The organism is Pontibacter russatus, assembly GCF_009931655.1.
Classification (GTDB): Bacteria; Bacteroidota; Bacteroidia; order Cytophagales; family Hymenobacteraceae; genus Pontibacter; species Pontibacter russatus.
In genome coordinates this window covers 4,251,447-4,269,244 of record NZ_CP047984.1, presented here as the reverse complement: position 1 = coordinate 4,269,244, position 17,798 = coordinate 4,251,447, and the positions used below count along the sequence as shown (strand labels likewise).

General features: G+C 57.3%; 16 protein-coding genes. 10 read left to right on the top strand and 6 right to left on the bottom strand.

Annotation, left to right across the window (positions count from 1 at the left end):
- Positions 1 to 39 precede the first annotated feature (39 nt).
- Positions 40 to 1,131 carry a glutamate 5-kinase gene (gene proB / locus GSQ62_RS17715; RefSeq protein WP_161890745.1) on the top strand — a complete coding sequence of 364 codons (1,092 nt, stop codon included), beginning with the start codon at positions 40 to 42 and terminating at the stop codon, positions 1,129 to 1,131.
- A 73-nt stretch (positions 1,132 to 1,204) separates the two neighbouring features.
- Here proB and pepE read toward each other — a convergent pair whose 3' ends face one another.
- The 3 genes from pepE to GSQ62_RS17700 form a co-directional block, all read right to left on the bottom strand.
- Complete coding sequence (gene pepE, locus GSQ62_RS17710) at positions 1,205 to 1,924, bottom strand: dipeptidase PepE (RefSeq protein ID WP_161890744.1); 720 nt, start codon at positions 1,922 to 1,924, stop codon at positions 1,205 to 1,207.
- Positions 1,925 to 2,040: 116 nt separating this feature from the next.
- Complete coding sequence (locus GSQ62_RS17705) at positions 2,041 to 2,301, bottom strand: hypothetical protein (RefSeq protein ID WP_161890743.1); 261 nt, start codon at positions 2,299 to 2,301, stop codon at positions 2,041 to 2,043.
- A gap of 84 nt (positions 2,302 to 2,385) precedes the next feature.
- Positions 2,386 to 2,616: a hypothetical protein gene (locus GSQ62_RS17700; RefSeq protein ID WP_237586765.1), complete on the bottom strand. Its 231-nt coding sequence runs from the start codon at positions 2,614 to 2,616 to the stop codon at positions 2,386 to 2,388.
- A 278-nt stretch (positions 2,617 to 2,894) separates the two neighbouring features.
- On the opposite strand from GSQ62_RS17700, the gene GSQ62_RS17695 reads away from it, so the two are divergent.
- Positions 2,895 to 3,965 carry an MBL fold metallo-hydrolase gene (locus tag GSQ62_RS17695; RefSeq protein ID WP_237586764.1) on the top strand — a complete coding sequence of 357 codons (1,071 nt, stop codon included), beginning with the start codon at positions 2,895 to 2,897 and terminating at the stop codon, positions 3,963 to 3,965.
- Between the two features lie 49 nt (positions 3,966 to 4,014).
- Here GSQ62_RS17695 and GSQ62_RS17690 read toward each other — a convergent pair whose 3' ends face one another.
- Positions 4,015 to 4,203 (bottom strand): hypothetical protein, encoded by a 189-nt coding sequence (locus GSQ62_RS17690; protein ID WP_161890741.1) that lies wholly within the window; start codon positions 4,201 to 4,203, stop codon positions 4,015 to 4,017.
- 305 nt (positions 4,204 to 4,508) lie between these two features.
- On the opposite strand from GSQ62_RS17690, the gene GSQ62_RS17685 reads away from it, so the two are divergent.
- The 6 genes from GSQ62_RS17685 (at position 4,509) to GSQ62_RS17665 (ending at position 10,263) form a co-directional block, all read left to right on the top strand.
- The gene (locus GSQ62_RS17685) at positions 4,509 to 4,937 is read left to right on the top strand and encodes a Dabb family protein (protein WP_161890740.1); all 429 of its coding nucleotides are present in this window, start codon (positions 4,509 to 4,511) and stop codon (positions 4,935 to 4,937) included.
- 133 nt (positions 4,938 to 5,070) lie between these two features.
- Positions 5,071 to 6,054, top strand: coding sequence for an aldo/keto reductase (locus GSQ62_RS17680; RefSeq protein ID WP_161890739.1), 984 nt, complete (start codon positions 5,071 to 5,073; stop codon positions 6,052 to 6,054).
- A gap of 411 nt (positions 6,055 to 6,465) precedes the next feature.
- Positions 6,466 to 7,665, top strand: a complete 1,200-nt coding sequence (locus tag GSQ62_RS17675; RefSeq protein ID WP_161891504.1) for an aspartate aminotransferase family protein — start codon at positions 6,466 to 6,468, stop codon at positions 7,663 to 7,665.
- Between the two features lie 165 nt (positions 7,666 to 7,830).
- Positions 7,831 to 8,403, top strand: a complete 573-nt coding sequence (locus tag GSQ62_RS20920) for an SLC13 family permease (protein WP_237586763.1) — start codon at positions 7,831 to 7,833, stop codon at positions 8,401 to 8,403.
- The gene (locus tag GSQ62_RS17670; protein ID WP_237586762.1) at positions 8,400 to 9,587 is read left to right on the top strand and encodes an SLC13 family permease; all 1,188 of its coding nucleotides are present in this window, start codon (positions 8,400 to 8,402) and stop codon (positions 9,585 to 9,587) included. Before GSQ62_RS20920 ends, GSQ62_RS17670 begins: the two co-directional genes overlap by 4 nt.
- A gap of 49 nt (positions 9,588 to 9,636) precedes the next feature.
- Positions 9,637 to 10,263, top strand: coding sequence for a hypothetical protein (locus GSQ62_RS17665; RefSeq protein WP_161890738.1), 627 nt, complete (start codon positions 9,637 to 9,639; stop codon positions 10,261 to 10,263).
- Between the two features lie 57 nt (positions 10,264 to 10,320).
- Here GSQ62_RS17665 and GSQ62_RS17660 read toward each other — a convergent pair whose 3' ends face one another.
- A complete protein-coding gene (locus GSQ62_RS17660; protein ID WP_161890737.1) occupies positions 10,321 to 10,659 on the bottom strand; it encodes a hypothetical protein in 339 nt (112 codons plus the stop codon).
- 8 nt (positions 10,660 to 10,667) lie between these two features.
- Positions 10,668 to 11,096, bottom strand: a complete 429-nt coding sequence (locus GSQ62_RS17655) for a TerB family tellurite resistance protein (RefSeq protein ID WP_161890736.1) — start codon at positions 11,094 to 11,096, stop codon at positions 10,668 to 10,670.
- Positions 11,097 to 11,401: 305 nt separating this feature from the next.
- Here GSQ62_RS17655 and pfkA point away from each other — a divergent pair, with 305 nt between their 5' ends.
- Both pfkA and GSQ62_RS17645 read left to right on the top strand, forming a co-directional pair.
- Positions 11,402 to 12,373 (top strand): 6-phosphofructokinase, encoded by a 972-nt coding sequence (gene pfkA / locus GSQ62_RS17650; protein WP_161890735.1) that lies wholly within the window; start codon positions 11,402 to 11,404, stop codon positions 12,371 to 12,373.
- 288 nt (positions 12,374 to 12,661) lie between these two features.
- Positions 12,662 to 17,782 carry a translocation/assembly module TamB domain-containing protein gene (locus GSQ62_RS17645; protein ID WP_317164404.1) on the top strand — a complete coding sequence of 1,707 codons (5,121 nt, stop codon included), beginning with the start codon at positions 12,662 to 12,664 and terminating at the stop codon, positions 17,780 to 17,782.
- Positions 17,783 to 17,798 lie beyond the last annotated feature (16 nt).

Here is a 17,798-nt window from a genome sequence, read left to right as displayed (position 1 = left end):
CATTTCAGTTTAATCACCATCAAAATAGCTTCAATCAATATGAATTACCAGCCACAGCGAGTTGTCGTGAAAGTAGGCTCCAACGTTCTGACCAAAGACGACGGCACCCCGGACAGGGAGCGGATGGCGGAACTTGTCAAGCAAATCGTCTTTCTGAAAGAGCAGGGGCTGCAGGTGGTGCTTGTGTCGTCGGGGGCGGTGGCCTTCGCCCGCAACAGCATCTGCTTCGATGATAAAACAGAGTCGGTGGTCCGGAAACAGATCCTTGCCTCCGTGGGCCAGATCGACATCATATATGCCTACAAAGACCTTTTTCATGCAGCGGGGCACCAGGTGGCGCAAATCGTGGTCACGCCCCAGGATTTCCTTTCGCGCAGGCATTTCCTGAACATCAAGGGCTGCCTTTCGGGCCTGCTCAGCCACGGCATCATCCCGATCATAAACGAGAACGACGCGGTGGCAGTGACGGAACTCATGTTCACGGACAACGACGAGCTGGCCAGCATGACCGCCGCCATGATAGACGCCGACACCCTGCTTCTGCTCACCAATGTGGACGGCATCTACAACGGTCACCCGGACGATCCGAGGGCGAAAGTAATCGAGCGGGTGCGGCGCAGGAGCACCGGCATGGGCCGCTATATAACCGCCTCGAAATCGTCTATGGGCCGTGGAGGCATGCAAAGCAAACTGAAGATGGCGAAGAAATCAGCTTACCTGGGCATCCATGTGTTCATCGCCAACGGCAACCGCGACAACGTGCTGCTCGACTTTTACAACAAAACGCTTTCCGCCACCTACTTCGAGCCCGATTCTGCCAAGCCGAGCCTCAAAAAATGGGTGGCCCACAGCGACAACTACGCAAAAGGCGAGGTGATCGTGAACGAAGGTGCCCGCGAGGCCCTACACGCGGCGGAGGCAAACAGCCTGCTGCCCATCGGGGTGGTTTCCGTGTCAGGCGATTTCTCGAAAGGGGACATCGTCCGGATAAAGGATGAGAAGGGCGAGGAGATCGGGCTGGGCAAGGCGGAGTATGGCTCTAAAAAGGCCGCCGGCAACGTGGGCAAGAGCAAGCAAAGGCCCATGGTCCACTACAACTACCTGTACCTGTTTGAGTACCACAGCATCTGAGAAAATAGCGGGCACCCTGAAACAATGCACAGCATACCACATGTGCAGGTTTTACTTCGGGGCGCCCGTTTCATTAATTCGCATCCAGCAGGAAATTGATATCATCGCCGGGGGCAAACTCCATGGGTTTCTCGCCCTGCAGGAAAATACGGGCTGTGAGGTTTCCTTTCAGGGTGATGGTATCCTTTATCACGCGCAGCATGCTGCCTTCGCGCAGGCCCACCACGGGCTGGCGGTTGTGGTAGTGGAATTCTGCGATACGGGTTTCACGGGTCTCGCCCATATGCGTGGAACCCTGTACCGGGTCCTGGTAGTGCGGGTTGATGTTGAACGGCACCAGTTGCAACGCATCGAAGGTTTTGACGTGTACGATGGGCATGTCGTTGGTGGTGCCGATGGTTTTGCCCGCCACATTAGTGCCCGCGCTGGTTCCTATATAGGGCACCCCCTGTTGCACGCGCTGCTGCAACGGCTGCACCAGTTTATTCGCATAGAGGTTGCGCAGCAGCACAAAGGTGTTGCCGCCCCCGATAAACACGGCCTCCGCCTCGTTCACCGCCTTCACCGGTTCGTCGTATTCGTGGGCCCCGGCCACGCGGATGCCCCACTTTGCGAAAGCCTCACGGGCAGTGGCGGTGTAATCGCTGTGGGAGATGCCGCCCGGGCGGGCATAGGGAATGAACAACAGGCTGGTTTTGCCTTCAAGAAGGGCCTTCACTTCCTCCCCGGCATGCTCCAGGTAGCCGGTGCCATGGGTGGTGGAGGTACTGATTAACAATAAATTTCTGCTCATGCACGAAAATATGAATTTTGAATGAGTGAATGAGTTTATATTAGATAACTCAACTTGCTCACCAGCTTCTATATAGAAGCTGGTCTGCCAGGCGCTAAAATCCGTAATTCTACAAACTATTCATTCTTAATCAGGGCCAGTTTCAGTTTAATGGTATCGAGGTAGGGCTCGAGGTGGGCATAGTCGGTGAGGGCGCGCACAAGGCCGATGCTTTTCAGGTCGTAGAGGAACCACAGCTCCACGTAGAAATCATGCAGCCAGTACAGGTCTATCTTGCACCAGCCCCGGATGCGGTGGTGCAGGTAGTGGCCCTGCCCCAGTACAAGTTCCGCTTGCAGGTGCGGCGGCAATTGGTTAAACTCTTCAGCACGTATCATATCATCAGGCACTTGCACAGCTTATCAAAAAAAAGGCTGCGCGCGGCAGCCTTGTATGTTTAACGACAGTTCCCTGATTTTGGTCTAATTGAGGTGCAGGGTGTACAGCTCGAAGCGCGTGGAGGCAAAGCTCCAGTGCGATGGCGACGGGTGAATCTCTACGCCGTCCTCGTCTATGATGGTGACGGCAAAGCCTTCGCCCTGGTTCAGGGGCTCCGTGAAGTGCTTCACAGCGTACACTTTCCCTTCCTCAATCCACTCTTCCGGGTCAAAGGCAGGCATGGTCGCGTCCACACATTTGGCGTAAACGGCCATATAGCTGGGGGGTATAAACAGATTAACCATAGTATAACAACTTTCCGGTAAGATAAATAATTCCTGTACTCCAGGAAATCACGGCGTTAAAATTGCAGCGCCCGCACGAAGTGCTTTAATCCCATGCCTTAGCTAAATAACGGCAAATTTCGGCAGACAAAAAACAACAACCGCTAAAAAACATTAAAATTTTGGTTTGCAATGATTCAGACAGCCTCTTTGGCGCGCCCCTCGTACGTAAAAAGCTGAGTCTGTTGCCAATCAAACAACCACTGCCTATGGAAGCTCCTAAAAATAAATATTACGCCGGCAGAAGGGAAACCTTTGCCGTGGCACCCCGCGTGTGGGGCCTGAAAACAATCTTTGTGAACCTGTATTTTATCGCGAACCCCGATGGCTCGTGGGTGCTCGTAGACGCGGGCGTGCCGGGCTGCACCGCCAAAATTCGGCGGGCGGCTGGCGAACTGTTTGGAGACGAATCGCGGCCCAGGGCCATCCTGCTCACCCACGGGCACTTCGACCATATAGGCGCCGTGAAAGACCTGGCGCACGAGTGGGATGTGCCGGTGTACGCCCACCCGATGGAGCTGCCCTACCTCACCGGCCTGTCCAGCTACCCGCCCCCCGATTCGAGTGTGGGCGGAGGCGGCATGGCCTATATGGCGTTTGCCTACCCCAAAAAGCCCATCAACATCAAAAACTATATTGAGCTGCTGCCCGAAGACGGCTCGGTGCCCGGGCTGGAAGGCTGGCGCTGGCTGCATACCCCCGGCCACACCGCCGGGCATGTGTCTTTTTTCAGGGAGGAGGACCGCGTGCTGGTGCTTGGCGACGCCTTCACGACACGCGACGCGGAGTCTGCGCTGGCGGTGATGACGGAGAAGCGCGAAGTGCATGGCCCGCCCGCCTACTTCACCCCCGACTGGGCCGCCGCCCACCACTCTGTGGAGATACTCTCTGAGCTTAGCCCTGAAGTGGCGGCCTCGGGCCACGGTATGCCCATGGCGGGTGAGGAACTCCGCCGGCAGCTAGACGACCTGGTGAAGAACTTCTGGGTGAAGGCCGTGCCCAGCACAGGGCGCTATATACACGAGCCAGCCATCACAGACGAGCGCGGGGTGGTGTCGGTGCCGCCGCCGGTGGGCAATCCGGTGCCAAAAATTGTGGCCATTGCCGGGGCCGTGGCGCTGGCGGGGCTGGCGCTGTCGGTGATGGGCAGGCGCCGCGCCGAAAAATTTGGCCGGAAGGGCAAGAGGCCTTACTCCCACAACCGCGTGGCCTCGGGCCTGCCGCCAACTGTAGAACCGAAAAGCGACGACCCGACCGGGCACACCAACAATTATCCGTGAAAACAAACGGGCCAGCTGCTAAAAACAGCTGGCCCGTTTTAATACAGGACTACTTATTTTTGTGGTTGGCCCTGCCGGAGCCGCTCTTTTTGCCGCCGCCGTCCTGCTTGTTCACGGTGGCCCAGGCTCTTTTCTCGGCCTCCTCGTGGCTCACGCCCCGTTCTTCGTAGCCTTCTTCTATATGCTGCGCCTTGCGCTTCTGCTTATCGGTGTAAGCCGACTTATCTCCCTGTGGCATATCCCCTCCTTTGTTTTAGTGAAACATATATAAAGAGCCATCGGCCCCAGCTCTTTTTACGAGGCGGGGCGTATTTAAGGCTATATAGCGGCAGATTATGCAACGCTGCCCCCTGCAACGGAGGCGGCAGAAGGCCCAAGGCAGTTACCGCTAAATTCTTAAATTCACGGCAGTGCCTTCTTCCGCTAAGCCTGACTTGATACCGGGAATGCCCTTTCTGTATGACACATATAAGCATCTGCCGCACCTCTTTTATATATCATCAACCTAAAACAATTTTATCTGCACCTTTTATCTTTTGTATCATGAGAAATCTATTACTATTCGGATTTGGCTGCTTGCTCCTTTCGGCCTGCGACCAACGGGCTCCCTCCGCAGCCACCACAGCACAGGAGGCACCGGTTGCCGCAAGCCTGCCGGCTGAAGCCAATATCCAGCGGATTGTCTGCTTTAAGTTTAAGCCCGGCACCACCCCCGAGGCTATCGCGCAGCACATGCGGGGCTTCGCAGGCCTGAAGGACAGCATCTCCTATATCTTGTCTTACCACGCGGGCCCCACCGTGCTGGGAGACCTGACCGAGCAGCCGGAGTATGATGTGATGCATTATACCACCTACCGCAACGAAGAAGAGATAAAGCGCTACTCGGTGCATCCGGTGCATCAGCGCTTTATAGCACAGAACAAGGCCATCTGGGACAAAGTGCTGGTGATAAACTCGCGGGTGCGGCCTTGATTGCCAGCCACCGGCACTCACGCGCTGCGCTATATATCCCCGCTGTATTTTGTGAAATGCCTTTTATCCTCCTGCCGCAGAAAGCGTACACCACAGGGCATCACATCTGTTTTCAAACCTAAATGAACCAAGCATGAAACAAAGAAGAATCGGCCAGAGCGACTTGTATGTGTTCCCGATTGGGCTGGGCGCCATGGGCATGTCAGACTTTTACGGGCAGCCGGACGAACAGGAATCCATCCGCACCCTGCACACGGCCCTGGCGCGGGGCGTGAACTTAATCGACACGGCCGATATGTACGGGGTGGGCCGGAACGAAGAACTGCTGAAAAAGGCGCTGCACGACCGCTGGGACCAGGTGGTGCTGGCCACCAAATTCGGGATAGTGCGGGAGCCCGGCTCCAAACGCTCCAGCGGCATCAGCGGCAAGCCGGATTATGTAAAGAAAGCCTGCGAGGCCAGCCTCAAGCGCCTGGGCCGCGACAGCATCGACCTGTACTACCTGCACCGCGTGGACCCCGAAACGCCCATCGAGGAAACCGTGCAGGCCATGGCCGAACTGGTGCAGGAAGGGAAGGTGCGCTATATCGGCATCTCCGAGGCCTCCGGCGAGACCCTCAGACGCGCCCATGCTATCCACCCGATCACGGCCATCCAAAGCGAGTATTCGCTCTGGAGCCAGGATGTGGAGGAAACGACGCTGCCCGCCTGCCGCGAGCTGGGCGTTGGCTTTGTGGCCTACAGCCCGCTGGGCCGCGGCTTCCTGACGGGCAGCATCAAAAGCTTCGATGACCTGGATGCCGACGACTACCGCCGCAGCTCGCCGCGCTTTATGGGCGACAACTTCCAGAAGAACCTGGACCTGGTGAAGAAGGTGGAGCAGATAGCCGAGGCAAAGGAATGCGCGCCCGCGCAGCTGGCGCTGGCCTGGCTCCTGTACCAGGGCGAGGACATCATCCCTATACCGGGCACCACGAAGGTAAAGCACCTGCTCACCAACATCGAAGCCGTGAACGTAGCCCTTACCGAAGAAGACCTGCAGGAAATCGGCAGTATCATGAGAAACATCCACGGCACCCGCTACGACGAGAAAGGCATGCGCCTCGTAAATGCCTGAGCTATATATACCGGCTTCGGGGTTTATATATGATATGGCTCCGAAGCCGGTATATATAGTTCAGGGGACACGGGTAGCAGGTGTCAGGATACAAGGCTTTTGCATCGCGATTGACAGATTATCCCTGCATTGAAATGTGGGCGCCCTCCGGGAGAGCGCAGGTTCATTTTGCCAGGGTGTATAGGCACTGGTTCCTTCCGTTTTAGGGCACTTTCGCTTTTTCCGATACCCGCTGAAACCAAACGCATAGCGGTGCCTGCCGCAGATTTGTTTCCGGACAGCCAAAGGCATGAAGGCACGGTCGTCTATACTTCTGAAAGCTATGCCTAAACGGCGGGGTAAGCAGCCGGAAGAGCAGAAGCACAAACTCGCACAACCTCTTTCGGCCATTCTTCTTACCTTTGCCCCATGATTTCACAGAGGCAATTGTTTCTGCAGCACGTGGCGCAGACATCGGACTTTCCGTTGATGTTAGAGGTGGAGAAGGCGGAGGGCGTATATATGTACGGCCGGGAAGGCCAGCGCTACCTCGACCTGATTTCGGGCATCGGCGTGAGCAACGTGGGCCACCGCCATCCGCGGGTGCTGCAGGCCATATATGACCAACTGGACAAGTACATGCACCTGATGGTGTACGGCGAGTTTGTGCAGGCCCCGCAGGCACAACTGGCCTTTGCCCTGAGCCAGACGCTGCCGCCGCGCCTCAACAACACCTATTTTCTCAACTCCGGGGCCGAGGCCGTGGAAGGCGCCCTGAAGCTGGCCAAGCGCCATACGGGCCGCACCGAGCTTATCTCCTGCTACAACGCCTACCACGGCTCCACGCAGGGTGCCCTCTCCCTAAACGGCAGCGAGAGCTTCAAAAACGCGTTCCGCCCGCTGCTGCCCGATGTGCGCCACATCCGCTACAACAAGGTGGAGGATCTGCTATATATAACGGAGCGCACGGCGGCCGTGCTCATCGAAACGGTGCAGGGCGAGGGCGGTGTGCGGGTGCCCGAAAATAATTACCTCCAGCAGTTGCGCGCGCGCTGCACCCAAACCGGCACCCTGCTGATACTGGATGAGATACAGTGTGGCTTCGGCCGCACCGGCACCTTCTGGGCGTTTGAGCAGTTCGGCATCGAGCCCGACATCCTGGTCTGTGCCAAAGGGATGGGAGGCGGCATGCCGATCGGGGCTTTCATCGCCCCGCAGGAGATGATGGCCGCCTTCAAAACCGACCCCATCCTCGGCCACTGCACCACCTTCGGCGGGCACCCCGTGAGCTGCGCCGCCTCGCTGGCCACCCTGCAGGTGATTCAGGAGGAGCGCCTGACGGCAGGCGTGGCCCGGAAAGCCGAACTTTTCCGCCAGTTGCTGGTGCATCCGCGCATCAGGGAAATCCGGAACTGCGGCCTCATGATGGCGGCGGAGTTTGAGTCGTTTGAGGTGCTGAAAGCCGTGATAGACCGGGCCATCCTCAACGGCGTGCTCACCGACTGGTTCCTGTTCTGCGACAACTCCATGCGCATCGCGCCGCCCCTTGTCATCACTGAAGAGCAGATCAGGGAGGCCTGCGCCCTTATCCTGCGCTCGATCGATGAGGCTGTCGGCGCTGAACATATATAATCAACTGAATTTCAGAGGCTTTTCTTTCTATATATAATTCACAATTCTGAACGGCGCAGCAATTCGCCCGCAAATTTTCCTTCGCAAACACCACCCTCCCACACCACTTGCACGTAAAAGCCCGAAGCCGCGCCTTAAGCCAAAGGTCGCCAAATCAGGACTTTTATGGAAATAGCCCTTGTGCTAACGCTGCTGGTGATTGCAGTAGTGCTTTTCGCGACAGAGAAACTCCCTGTTGAGATTGTGACGCTCATCATGCTCATCATCCTGGCAAGCGCGCGCATCATCACCCCCGAAGAGGCTTTCGACGGCTTCAGCAGCGACTTCATCATCATCATCGCCGCCATCTTCATACTCAGCGCGGCGCTGCAGGAAACAGGCATCCTCGATTTTGCCGTGGTCAGGCTGGCGCGGCTGGCGCACAGGAGCTCGCACCTGATGCTGTTCGTCGTGATGGTCGTCACGGGCATTGTGTCGGCGTTTATGAACAACACCACCGTAACGGCCATGTTTGTGACACCGCTTGTGGGTTTGTCGCGGCGCATTAACGAAAGCCCGTCCAAGCTGTTGATGCCACTGGCCTATGCGGCGATACTGGGGGGCACCTGCACGCTCATCGGCACCTCCACCAACGTGGCCGTGAGCGGCTACATTGCCAAAACCGGCCTACCCCCATCGGCCTCTTTGAAATTACGGGCATCGGTGTCGCCATTTTTCTGGTGGGGGTGGTGTATATGATGACTGTCGGGAAACGCATGCTGCCCGACCACGACGACCAGGAACTGGCCGAGGAATACAAACTACAGAAATACCTGACCGAGATTGTGGTGCTGCCAGACTCGCCGCTGGTGGGCCAACTGGTATTCGCCTCCGACCTCACCTCGCTCAACTTCCGCATCCTGAACATCATCCGGGGCAAGGACAACTTTCTCCCCGATTTCCGCACCCGCATACAGGCGGACGACGTGCTGCTGGTGGAGGGCGACCTTGACAACCTGATGAAGGTGAAGGAGACGAAAGGCATCCAGATCATGGCCGATGTCATTCTGGAGAAGGACCTGCAGACAGATGTGATACGGCTGGCCGAGTTGCTCGTGGTGCGGCAGTCGAGCCTGATTGGGAAGACGGTGAAAGAGGTCAATTTCCTGCAGCGCTACGGCCTGGTGGTTATCGCCATCTCGCGCCACGGCGAGACGCTGCGCAGCAAGATCGGAAGCATTGAGCTGCAGCTCGGGGACCTGCTGCTGGTGCAGGGCTCCTCCCAGCGGCTGAACCAGATGCGCAGTTCCAACGATGTGGCCCTGCTGGATGAGTTTGAGCCGGTGCTGTATAAGAAGCGCAAGGGCGTGATTGCCATCACCTGCTTTGCAGTGGCCATCCTGCTGGGCACCTCACAACTGCTGCCGCTCTCCATCGCCTTCCTGCTGGCCGCCATCTGCAGCATCCTCTTCCGCTGCATCAGCACCGACAGAGCCTACGCCGCCATCGATTTCCGCCTGCTCGTCCTGATTGGGGGCATGACGGCCTTTGGCACGGCCATGGAAAACTCCGGTGCCGCCGACTTTCTGGCGCAGGGCATTGTGGATATGATGGGCCCAATGGGCAAAATGGCGGTGCTGGCTGGCTTTGTGGTTCTGACCGTGATACTCACCCAACCCATGTCGAATGCGGCGGCGGCACTGGTGGTGGTGCCGGTGGCGCTGCGAGCTGCGGTGGAGATGGGGGCGGACCCCAGGGCTTTCGCTATTGCCATCATGCTGGCAGCCTCGGTGTCGCTCGTCACGCCTTTCGAGCCTGCCTGCATCCTGGTCTACAGCCCGGGCAAGTACCGGTTCTGGGACTTCATCCGGATAGGCAGCCCGCTCACGCTGCTGCTGATAACAGTAATCCTGCTGCTGGTGCCGGTGTTCTGGCCAATGTAACTGCCTGGCCCCCGCAACAGTAAGCATATATGTGAAGACACCATACACCATGAAAAAAAAGCTGTACCTGCTGGGCCTGTTGGGTGTAGCCGTCGCGTGTGGCCCAAAAAACGAGGAAGTCCGGGACGGACAGGTAGAGGTGGCACCCCCCGCCCAGGCACTTGACTCAGTAGCAAACACCCGGAAAGACGCCCTCAAGACGGATAAGAACGATATAAGCCCCACCATGCCCCTGCCGCCACCTGTACTGCGGCGGCTGACGGAGGAGTATGCAAACTGGAAAGAGCCCGCGCTGACGGAGGAAGCCCTGGAACAGTCGGAGGGGTACCTGCAGGCTCCTATGGTGGTGCGCGGCGATTTCAACGGCGACACCCGGCAGGACCTGGCACTGCAGTTGCAGCAAGGCGACGACCTGGTGGTTGTGGCGGCGCTGCAGGAGCAGGAAGGCGTTTACGAGCTGTACGAGCTGAAGCGCGACATATTGTTCAATGAGCGGGGCGCCCTCAAGAGCCCTTATTACCTTTACCTGATGGAACAGGGGGAGCCGCTGCGCATCGGTGCGGAAAGGGATGAAATGGAAGCTGAACACGATGCTGTGGCCCTCGGCATTGAGGGAGAAGACGTAGTTTACCTGTTTGAGGGCGGCACCTTTATCTCCTACGGCGTCAGCAATTAGATGCCCTGAACCAGGAAGCCGGACTATATGTGGCCGCGGCGGCACGGTGGCAACACCTTAACGCAGGAAAAGCACATAGAGCAGCAGAAAGCACAGGGCTGCCGCCCCCGACCCGATGCTGAAGGCAAACCTGCCGGCCTGCAAGGCATAGCTGCGCTCCACCGCCGGCATCTGCAACTGGTAGCGCTGCACGTACAACAGGAAAACAGAGAATGTAAAGACAAAGCTGGCGAACCAGAAGGCGCAGAAGCGCAGCAGGAACTGCAGGGGCAGCTCTTGCTGCAGGAACTGCAGCAGGTAGTCTTCACGGACCAGGAAGTAGAAGCTCAGGAAGAGGAGAAGGGCGGCATGCAGCATCAGCAGGCAGAAGCTGTAGTACCGTGTGTTTTGCATCATGCAGCCAATCAGTAGTTCAGGAAAGACTGCGCATCGCGCTTGATGTTGGCCCGGCTCAGCCCGTCTTTCACGCCCATCGAGATTTTACGCACCAGCACCCCCACAATGGTTTTCTTGAAGCCGAGCCGGGCCGCCATGTTGATGCAGAAGTCCATTTCGTTCTCATCCACAATCCCGTCGGCCAGCATCATCTCCACCAAATCATATATCTGGTCGAACCGGTCGGAGTCGTTGGCGGGGAGTTGTGGCTCTATGTTGGCCACGTTCGAGACAAGGTGCCGCACCTCTTCCGCCTTTATGCCGTGCTTCTGGCCGATAGAGACAATGTAGTTCATCTCCGTCGGGTCAAGGTGTCCGTCAATTTTGGCCAGCGCACCCAGGTTGGTGATATGGCTCTTCAATCTCTTTGTTTCTTCGCTTTCAAAAAAACCGAACATAGGTTGCCTCTAAATTTAGATTAATTAATTGGTCTGCTATTGTGCTATAACTTTACTTTCTGCTAAATTTGCGTTCTTACGCACACCGTGTAAGGACAATGCAGCACGCGCCGCGAAAGTAAAGTGTGGTGTTTCGCTATTGCATACGATTTTCATATTTATAAAGTCGTGCTTTCGGGCCTTTTTTTAATGGCTGCACCGAGGCACCTCTCCTACGAAAATTGCCCCTCCCTCACTAAGCGTAAAATAACAGGGTCACGCTTGAAAAACAACTGAATAACTTTAAACTAACACATCACTCTTCCATGAAAAAAATTGGCGTATTTACTTCCGGCGGTGATGCTCCGGGCATGAATGCCTGCATAAGAGCAATTGTAAGGGCCGCTGTATATCATGGTATAGAAGTATACGGAATTAGACGCGGTTACAACGGCATGATAAAGGGGGAGATATCCAAACTGGAGTCTTACTCTGTCAGCAACATCATACAGAAGGGCGGCACCATCCTGCGCTCGGCCCGCAGCAAGGAGTTTACCACCAAAGAGGGCCGCAGGATAGCCTATGAGCAACTGCAGAAGCTCGGCATCGAGGGGCTGGTGGCCATAGGCGGCGACGGCACCTTTACGGGGGCCAACATCTTCTTCGAGGAGTACGGCATCCCGACCATGGGCGCGCCCGGCACCATCGACAACGACCTCTACGGCACCGACTACACCATTGGCTACGACACCGCCGTGAACACCGCCCTCGACGCCATCGACAAGATCCGCGACACGGCCGACAGCCACGACCGCGTGTTCTTCATCGAGGTGATGGGCCGCGACTCCGGCTATATCGCCATACCCTGTGCCATCGGCGGCGGCGCCGAGATTGTGATGATCCCGGAGACCGACACCAGCATCGACTACGTGGTGGACACCCTCCGCACGGGCTGGAGCCGCTCCAAGACTTCCTTTATCGTGATTATAGCAGAGGGCGGCGAAGAGGGAAGCGCCACCGAGGTAGCCGAGAAGGTGCAGCGGGCCCTGCCGCACATGGACGCCCGCGTTACCATACTGGGCCACGTGCAGCGCGGCGGCTCCCCTACTGCAGCAGACCGCATGCTGGCCAGCCAGCTCGGCATCGCCTGCGTGGAAGGGCTGCTGGCCGGCCGCAAGAACGAGATGGCCGGCATCATCAACTCCGAGCTGACCTTCACCCCGTTCATCGACACCATCACCAAGGACAAGCCCATCAACCCGGAGTTCATCAACATGGTGAACATCCTGTCGAGCTGATTTGCCTATATAGCTTATATAGCCTGCCATATATACTGGCTTTATTCGGCCATATATGGTTGCTATATATATAACCAATATATAACGAAATAAAGCAGCTTCCCATCCCTCATTTTATACTCCTGCGGCGTAACGCCCTGGAGTATAAAATACAAATCCGCCCCATTCGGCTGCAAATTCCTGCAGGAATGGCCCCTCCCCTATCTTCCCCCTCTATTTAAGTTTTCATTTCACCTATCCATCTTCAGGCTTTTCCGTAAAAGCAGAGCACACTAATATTGCACTTCTATCGCTTCTGCCAAACATCTCGGGAAAATCGCCCTCAAGATCATACTCTGGCCAATCGCCATTGTAGTAGGGCTGCTTATACTCATCATCATCGCGCTGCAGTTTCAGGCCGTGCAGAGCTACCTGGCCACGCAGGGGGAGAACTACCTGGAAAAGACCCTGGGCACCCGGGTGGATATCGGCGGCTTTACCACCGACTGGCGCAATACCCTCGTGCTGACGGAGGTGTATGTGGAGGACCAGCAGCAGGACACGCTCTGGTATTCTGAGCGACTGGGCGTGGACATGGCCGTGTTTTCGCTCCTGAGCGGGGAACTGAACATCAGCAAGGTAGACCTCGACAACGCCACGCTCAAGCTGCACATCCGCGAAGACAGCACCACCAACTTCGGCTATATCACGGAGGCCTTCGCCACCGACACCTCCGCAGTGGCCGCACAGCCCGCCGACACCGCATCAGCCATGGCCATCTCGCTCGGCATCATCAACCTGAACAATGTGTATGTTGTTTTCCGGGATGAGGCGGGCGGCAACTTCATCAGGACCCGCATCGGCGACCTGACCACCACCATGGAGGAAGTGAACCTGGACGAGCAGCGCTACCTGGTGGACGAGATTGATCTGGCCCATACCTGGGTTGATTTTGAGCAGACGAAACTGCCGCCACCCGACACCGCCGCCACCGAGCCGCTTGAGCTGGACTTCGGCCTGAACCGCGTGGCCCTGGAGGATATCCGCGTCAGCTACCTCAGCCGCCCCGCCGAGCAGCGCATTGAGCTGGCCCTGGGGGAGTCGGAGCTGGTGGCAGACAACATTGACCTGAAGGGAGCCCACGTGGACCTGGAGAGCTTCATGCTCCGCGACACTGAGGTAAAATACGTGCAGGAGAAGTACAAGCCCGTTGACTCGCTGGCGGTGAACCCGGCAGAGACCGTGGAGGAATTGGACGAGTCGGTGGAGGAGACGGCTGGGCAGCCCATGAATTGGGTGGTGACGCTGGGCGAGCTGGATGTGGCGGATCTGAACCTGCTTTTCGACAATGCCAACGCGCCGGAGCAGCCGCAGGGTATCGATTACGACCATCTGCTGGTGACGGATGTGGTACTGGACGCCGACGACATCCTCTTCAGCACGAACCGCATCCGGATGGACCTGAACCAGTTCACCCTGCAGGAGCAAAGCGGCTTTCAGATCCAGAACTTCAACGCCAACATCGTCGTGGACTCCACCAGCGCCAGCCTGGCCAACCTGGACCTGAAAACAGGAAGCAGCCACCTGCAGAACGACCTCAAGATGACGTATCCATCATTGGACGCGATAACGGAGAACCCCTCGCAGGTAAACCTGAATCTGGACATCAATAACAGCTACATCGGGTTGCAGGACGTGCAGTACCTGATGCCGGACATGGCCCTGAACCCTGCCTTTAGAAGCATCGCCAACTCCACCATTAAACTGGAGGCTGAGGCGGAAGGCCAGTTGGACAACCTGCGCATCGGCAGTCTGCAACTGCAAGGCCTGAACAATACCAACGTGGACGTGAGCGGGGTGGTGCGCAACGCCATGGACCCCGATAACCTCTACCTCGACCTCAACATCGACCGTTTTACCACCACCCGCGCCGATATACTCGCGCTCACCCCGGCCGGCACCATCCCCCCCGACTTCAGGCTGCCGGGCCAGCTAAGCCTGGATGGCAGTTTCCAGGGAACATTCACGGAGTTCGACACGAAGATGGATCTGCACAGCTCCTTTGGCAATGTGGCGGCCGTGGTGGATATGGGGGCAAATGAAGCTTTTAACGCCACAGTCAAAACCGATGGCTTCGATTTGGGCCAACTGTTCACGGACGACAGCCTGGGGCTGGGCACTGTGGCCCTGGTGGCGGAGGCTAAAGGCACCGGCCTGACGCCTGAAAACATGCGGGCCAGCGTGCAGGCGTCGGTGCAGCGCTTCGACTACAGTGGCTACTCCTACAACGACATCGATATCGACGCGGACATAGACCGCAATCTATATGCAGTAGAGGCCACCGCCGAAGACGAGAACCTGGCATTTGACCTGAATGGTGACTTTAACCTGCGCGACACGCTGAACCCGGCCTACGATTTTACCCTGTCATTGGAAAAAGCAGACCTGCAGGCCCTGAAGTTATATACTGAACCACTGGCGGTACAGGGCAATCTGGAAGGCAGCTTCACCGGGGCCGACGCCGCCACCATCAGCGGCCGCTTGGCCGGCAGCGAACTGCTTGTGCGCCACAACGGCGAGAGCTTCCCGATCGACACGCTGATGATGGAGCTGGAGCAGCAGGGGGAAGTAGCGGAGATCGCGCTGCAGTCTGATATAGTGGATGCGGACATGAAGTTCCGGAACTCGCTGGCGACCCTGCCCACGGCCCTGCAAAAATACTTCTCATACTACATCGACCTGCAGCCCGACCCGCCCTACCCTGCCAGCATCAACCTGAAGGACTTTACAGCGACAATCGACCTGAAACAGACAGGGATTATCACCTCGTTTGTGCCCGACCTGCAGCAGTTGCAGCCAGCCACACCTATCACGGCCACCTACGACAGCGATACCCAGCAACTAAAGCTGGATGGCGAAATCAGCAAGATTGTATATATGGATTACACTCTGCAGAACCTCAGCCTGCAGGTAGACGGAAGCCAGGAGCAGCTGGCATATAGCCTTAATTTGCAGCAGTTGCTGTCCCCTTCCCTGAACGCCAAAAACATAAGCATAGATGGCGCCGCGATGGACGATGAACTGGCCGTGAAGGTAGCGATTGCCGGCGACACCACCGGGGCAGAAAAGTTTGTGCTCGGGGGCGTGCTCAACAGCCTGGGCACTGGCTACCGCTTCTCCTTCAACCCTGACCAACTGGTTGTAAACGGGGATGACTGGGATGTGCCGCAGGACAATTTCCTGCAGTTCGGCACCAACCTGCTCTATGCCAATAATATAAGGCTGCAGCACAACAACCAGGCGATAGCGCTGAACAGCACCGGCCCGGTTGCCCCGGGTGCCCCCCTGAACGTGGCTTTCGAGAACCTGAGCATCGGTTACCTGATGCGCACTGTGCAGGAGGAGCAGGACAGTCTGATAGCGGGAATCATTAACGGGGAAGCCACCCTGAATGACATCATGGGTGATAACCTCTCCTTCACCTCGGACCTGACCGTGACCGATTTTACATTTGAGGGCGTGCCCGTAGGAGACCTGGCCCTGAATGCCAGCAACGCAGGCGGAAACCGCTACAACATCGACGCGAAGCTGACCGACAACGGGAACCAGGTGCTGGTGAATGGCTTTATGGAGACACAGCCGAATGCCACGCTCCTGAACCTGGATGCCAACGTGGCCAACCTGAACATGGCCTCCCTCGCAGGATTTACGGCTGGCATGGTGGAGCAGCTGGATGGCACAGCCAATGGCAATTTTCGCATTTCTGGGACCGTGGCGGAGCCCACTATTCTCGGTGAGCTGAACTTCAACCGGGCACAGTTTAACCTCACCATGTTCGGCTCCCTGTTTACATTAGAAAATGAGCGGTTGGTGTTTGATGACCAGGGCATCCGCTTCCCCGATTTCACGGTCACGGATTCTTTGGAGAATGATCTGGTGGTGAATGGCCTCATCGCGACCGACACCTATACCGATTTTCAATTCGACCTGGGGGTAGAGACTGAAAGGTTCCTGGCGCTGAACTCCACCGCCGCCAACAACGACCTTTTTTACGGCACCCTGTTCGTGGCGGCTGACGCTACCATTACCGGCAATATGGAGGTGCCTGTGGTGCAGGTAGATGTACATGTGCTGGAAGGCTCGGATTTCACCACGGTTATTCCGGCCGAGTCGGTGGGAGCCGCCGAGCGCGAAGGCATCGTGGAGTTTGTGGAGCTGGGGCCTGAGCTGGACAGGATCATCCGGCAGCCGGGGCAGGACTCGGTGGAGCTTGTCACGGGCTTTGTGGGCGCAGAGGTGGAGGCAGATATCTTCGTAACCGACGAAACACCCATCACCATCGTCATAGACCCCACCACCGGCGACCAGCTGACGGTGCGGGGAACCGCTGACCCGTTGTTCATTGGCATGCGGCCAACCGGCGAGATAAACATGAGTGGCCGCTACACCATTACCGACGGCCGCTACAGTATGGAGTTTTACGACCTGGCCTCCCGCGAGCTGGATATAGCGGATGGCAGCTACATCGACTGGTCCGGCGACCCGCTCCAGGGAATCATGGACATCACGGCTATATATAACGTAGAAACGGCCCCACGGGAACTGGTGGCCTCGCAGCTGGCCGGTGTAGATGACCCCGCCCTGCAAAACCAGGCGGAGTTCCGGGTGCTGGTTAATGTGGAGGGCGAACTGCTGACACCGGAAATCAGCTTTGACATAGAGTTAGCGGAAGGAGAACAGGGAGATGTGCCGGAGGAAGTGATATCGAGCCTCGAGAACCTGCGGCAGGACGAGTCGGAGCTGAACAAACAGGTGTTCGCCCTCCTGGTGCTCAACCGCTTCCTGGCGCCCAACCCCCTGGCCAGTTCGGGCGGGGGCATAGAGTCAACGGTGCGCAACAGCCTAAGCGGCGCCCTGACAGACCAGCTCAACCAGCTCACCAACCAGTATGCCGGGGGCCTCGGCCTTGAGTTCGGCGTTGATTCCTACCAGGATTACTCCTCCGGGTCGGCAGAGGGGCGCACCGACCTGAACGTGGCCCTGAAACAGCAGTTCCTCGACGACAGGCTCACTGTGAGCGTGGGCACTGACATCGGCCTGGAGGGCGGCAACCGGTCTAACCAGACCATGAGCGGCTTTGGCGGCGACATATCAGTGGAGTACTCCCTGACAGAGGATGGCCGGCTGCGGGTGCGGGGCTTTCAGCGCAATCAGTATGAGGGCGTGCTGGAGGGGGGCGACGTGCGCGCCACCGGTATGTCGGTAATCTACGTGCGGGAGTACAACGACTTCGCAGACCTTTTCCGCAGCCTGGAGGAGGTGCAGCGAAGGCAGAAAGCGCGCAAGCTGGAGGAAGCCCGGGTAACGAGGGAAGAGCAGCAGAAAATAAAAGAGGAAGAAGAAAAACTACAGGAAGAGGGTATAGAGTAATAATTTATGTTGAACA

Excerpts from the sequence above, each read along its gene's own strand:
- proB (WP_161890745.1), top strand. The coding sequence starts at position 40 with ATGAATTACCAGCCACAGCGAGTTGTCGTGAAAGTAGGCTCCAACGTT.
- pepE (WP_161890744.1), bottom strand. The coding sequence starts at position 1,924 with ATGAGCAGAAATTTATTGTTAATCAGTACCTCCACCACCCATGGCACC.
- GSQ62_RS17705 (WP_161890743.1), bottom strand. The coding sequence starts at position 2,301 with ATGATACGTGCTGAAGAGTTTAACCAATTGCCGCCGCACCTGCAAGCG.
- GSQ62_RS17700 (WP_237586765.1), bottom strand. The coding sequence starts at position 2,616 with ATGGCCGTTTACGCCAAATGTGTGGACGCGACCATGCCTGCCTTTGAC.
- GSQ62_RS17695 (WP_237586764.1), top strand. The coding sequence starts at position 2,895 with ATGGAAGCTCCTAAAAATAAATATTACGCCGGCAGAAGGGAAACCTTT.
- GSQ62_RS17690 (WP_161890741.1), bottom strand. The coding sequence starts at position 4,203 with ATGCCACAGGGAGATAAGTCGGCTTACACCGATAAGCAGAAGCGCAAG.
- GSQ62_RS17685 (WP_161890740.1), top strand. The coding sequence starts at position 4,509 with ATGAGAAATCTATTACTATTCGGATTTGGCTGCTTGCTCCTTTCGGCC.
- GSQ62_RS17680 (WP_161890739.1), top strand. The coding sequence starts at position 5,071 with ATGAAACAAAGAAGAATCGGCCAGAGCGACTTGTATGTGTTCCCGATT.
- GSQ62_RS20920 (WP_237586763.1), top strand. The coding sequence starts at position 7,831 with ATGGAAATAGCCCTTGTGCTAACGCTGCTGGTGATTGCAGTAGTGCTT.
- GSQ62_RS17670 (WP_237586762.1), top strand. The coding sequence starts at position 8,400 with ATGATGACTGTCGGGAAACGCATGCTGCCCGACCACGACGACCAGGAA.
- GSQ62_RS17665 (WP_161890738.1), top strand. The coding sequence starts at position 9,637 with ATGAAAAAAAAGCTGTACCTGCTGGGCCTGTTGGGTGTAGCCGTCGCG.
- GSQ62_RS17660 (WP_161890737.1), bottom strand. The coding sequence starts at position 10,659 with ATGATGCAAAACACACGGTACTACAGCTTCTGCCTGCTGATGCTGCAT.
- GSQ62_RS17655 (WP_161890736.1), bottom strand. The coding sequence starts at position 11,096 with ATGTTCGGTTTTTTTGAAAGCGAAGAAACAAAGAGATTGAAGAGCCAT.
- pfkA (WP_161890735.1), top strand. The coding sequence starts at position 11,402 with ATGAAAAAAATTGGCGTATTTACTTCCGGCGGTGATGCTCCGGGCATG.